The sequence below is a fragment of the Kitasatospora sp. NPDC059571 genome (genome assembly GCF_042735675.1).
Taxonomy (GTDB): domain Bacteria; phylum Actinomycetota; class Actinomycetes; order Streptomycetales; family Streptomycetaceae; genus Kitasatospora.
The window spans coordinates 1-3,139 of record NZ_JBHWBW010000671.1 but is presented as its reverse complement, the minus strand read 5'-3'; the positions used below and the strand labels follow the sequence as shown (position 1 = coordinate 3,139).

General features: G+C 78.1%; 2 protein-coding genes and 1 pseudogene. 1 reads left to right on the top strand and 2 read right to left on the bottom strand.

The window, feature by feature from the left end; translation table 11 throughout:
• Both ACFV0G_RS37600 and ACFV0G_RS37595 read right to left on the bottom strand, forming a co-directional pair.
• Positions 1–1,732: pseudogene (locus ACFV0G_RS37600) on the bottom strand (ABC transporter permease); the annotation flags it as partial.
• Positions 1,729–2,295 (bottom strand): hypothetical protein, encoded by a 567-nt coding sequence (locus tag ACFV0G_RS37595; RefSeq protein ID WP_380557787.1) that lies wholly within the window; start codon positions 2,293–2,295, stop codon positions 1,729–1,731. The gene ACFV0G_RS37595 and the pseudogene ACFV0G_RS37600, both read right to left, overlap by 4 nt.
• 199 nt (positions 2,296–2,494) lie before the next feature.
• Between ACFV0G_RS37595 and ACFV0G_RS37590 the strand changes: the two genes are divergently transcribed.
• Positions 2,495–3,085 (top strand): hypothetical protein, encoded by a 591-nt coding sequence (locus tag ACFV0G_RS37590; RefSeq protein ID WP_380557784.1) that lies wholly within the window; start codon positions 2,495–2,497, stop codon positions 3,083–3,085.
• The last annotated feature ends 54 nt before the right edge of the window (positions 3,086–3,139 follow it).

Below are 3,139 nucleotides of genomic sequence, written 5' to 3'. Positions count from 1 at the left end.
GGTCCAGGCCGACCAGCAGGGCCGCGGCCAGCACCGCGCCGGCCGCGCTGTCGGCGCCGGCCACCACCACGGTGGCGAACCAGAGCAGGCCCTGGACGGGGTCGAAGGCGGTCGCGGAGAACGCCCGCCCGCCGAGGGTCAGCAGCCCGCCGCCGAGCGCCGCCAGCCCGGCGCCGGCCATGAACACCAGCAGTTTCAGCCGGGGGACGTCCACTCCGGCGGCCGAGGCCCCCGCCTGGTGGTCGCGCATCGCGGTGAGCGCCCGCCCGAGCGGGCCGCGGTGCAGGTTGCGCACCAGCAGCAGGCCGAGGCCCAGCAGGACGAGCTCCGCGGTGTAGAACGCGCCGTCGGCGGCGAGGAAGGCCGGCCGGTCGACGGTCAGCCCGGTGGTGGCGTACGGCTGCTCGAAGACCAGCCGGCTGAGCGCGGTGCCGACCGCGAAGGTGACCAGGGCCAGCGCCAGGCCCCGCCGGCGGATCGCCGGGCGGCCGGTGAGCAGGCCGAGCGGCACGGTCGCGGCGACCGCCAGCAGCAGGGCGGGCGCGGCCGGCATCGGCGGCAGGCCGGGGATCCGGCCGGACATCAGCAGCGCCGTGCCGAGGCCGCCGAGGCCCGCGTAGCCCGCCTGGCCCAGCGAGACCTGCCCGCCGTAGCCGGTCACCACGACCACCGACAGCAGGACGAGGGCCAGCGCCGGCACGGTCAGGGCGTGCCGCAGGTCGTCGCTGCGGAAGCCCAGCGGCAGCAGCAGGAGGACGGCGCACAGGGCCCGTACCGCCGTCGAGCCGCGGGCGCCGGGCGGGCCGCCGGTGGTGGCGAGCCCGGTGTCGGGCGGGGCGGGGCGCCACGGCAGCAGCGCGGCGACCAGCAGCGCGACGGTGAACAGGTTGGCCTGCACGGCCTGCACCAGCGGCAGCAGCTGTCCGGCCGGGCGGAACCGGGTGAGCTCGCTCTGCAGCACGCCGAGCGCCAGCCCGGTCGCCACCGCCACCGGCAGGCTGCGCAGCCGGGCGGCGACCGCGACCGCCATGGTCTCCATCACCAGCAGCGGCAGCCCGTACGGGTCGAGCAGCAGGAACGGCGCGAGCAGCACGCCGACCAGCGCGGCGGTGAACGAGCCGAACGCCCAGCCGGCCGAGGAGACCCGGTCGGCGTCGATGCCGGCCAGCCCGGCCAGGGCCCGGTTGTCGACCACGGCCCGCAGCCGGGTGCCGAGCGCCGTCCAGCGGGTGACCGCCCCGACCGCGGCGGCCAGCAGCAGGACGGTGGCGAGCTGGACGGCGGTGTCCCGCCGCAGGACGTGCCCGCCCACATCGGCGAGCCGGTCGGCCGGGACCAGGGCGGGTGCGTCGCCGTGCGGCTCGGGGCCGAGCAGCAGCACCACCGCGCCGATCAGCAGGACGAAGACGCCGATGCCGGCGACCATGGTCTCCCCCGCGCCGGCGCCGCGCCGCTGGAGGGGGCGGAAGACCGCGAGGTCGAGCAGCACCCCGAAGGCCGGGGCGGCGATCAGCAGGGTGCAGACGGCCGCCGCCCACAGCGGCCAGCCGTCCACCACGACCAGCTCGCGCAGCAGGTAGGCGGCGGCCATCGCCTGGGCGCCCTGGGCGAGGTTGAGCACGCCGGTCGCGCGGTGGGTGACCACCAGGCCGACGCCGCTGAGCGCCGCGGCGCTGCCGACCGACAGCCCGGCCAGGGCGAGGTCGGCGGTGAGGCCGCCGCTGCCGGTCACGGCGGCGGGCCCGGCGCGGGCGGCGGGCCGGGCCCGGCGGGCGGCTCGGGTCCGGCGGAGTCCTCGGGGCCGGTGGCCGGCCCGGCGCCGGCGGGCGGCTCGGGGTCGCACACCGGGCAGGGCCCGAGGCCGCGCTCGCGGACGGCCGCGGCGTCGACCCGCTCGGCCCCGGACTTGCCGGCGGCCAAGGGGCAGTCCGGCCGGTGGTAGAGCGTGCCGTGCGGGAGGACGACGGCCGCCCCGGCGGTGTCCGGGTCCGCCTCCGCGGCGGGCGCCTCGGCCACCAGCAGCGCGTACAGCTGGTCCAGGCGCCGGTCCGCGGGCCCCCCGCCGCCGCGCCCCTGGCGGGCCGCGACCAGGACGGCGCCGGCCACGATGAGTGCGGCCCCGGGCGCGGTGGCCGAGGCGAGGTAGGGCAGCTGGCGGGCCGCCAGGCTCTCCCCCGAGACGCCGTACCAGCCGAGGACGCAGAGCACGGCGCCGCCCGCGAGCGTGAACCAGCCGGGCCACTCGCGCAGTGCGCGCAGCAGCCCGGCGGCGCTCGGCCGGGGAAGCCGGTTCATCCAGTTTTCTCCGTACTGTCCGAGGGGCCCGACACCGGCACGGTTCGCATGCCTTCGGTGCGATTCGTCCGCTGATCGGCCTTCACAGTGTGACGTGCGGCGCACCTCGTCGCAGCATGGACACAGAGCGGTTTCACAACGAGCGACCGGGCCCGACAGCGCAAGGACCGCCCTCCGGTCGAAGGGAACGGTGAGCGGGATGGGTACCACCCACAACGCCGCGACGCAGGCGGCCGACGGCGGCCCGGAGCAGGACCGGCCGGTGCGCCGGTCGGGGGCGGGCATCGCCGCCCGGCTGGGCGCCGCCGCGGCCGCCCTGGTCCTGGCGGCGGCATGCAGCTCCTCCTCGTCGTCGAGCTCCTCCACGCCGTCGGCCTCGGCCCCCGCGACGAGTTCTGCCCCGGCGTCGCCGAGCGGCTCCGCCCCCGCGGATCCGGCCGCCGCCAAGGCGGAGGTCACGGCGAACTGGCAGAAGTTCTTCGACCCGGCGACCTCGATCCAGGACAAGGCCGCGCTGCTGCAGAACGGCCAGGCGCTGGCGCCCGCCCTGCAGGGCTTCGCGGCGGACCCGCGGGTCGGCCAGGTCAAGGCCGAGGTCAAGACCGTGGACTTCACCTCGCCGACCACCGCGACGGTCACCTACTCGCTGTCGCTGCAGGGCAACGTGGTGGAACCGTCCGCGACCGGGCAGGCCGTGCTGGACGGCGGCACCTGGAAGGTCTCCACCTCCACGCTCTGCGGGCTGCTGACCCAGGCCGGCAGCGCCTCCGCCGTACCGGGATGCAGCTGACCGGCACCGCGGACCCGGCCGCCGCGGCACGGCGCCGCGGGCGGCCGGGGGGCG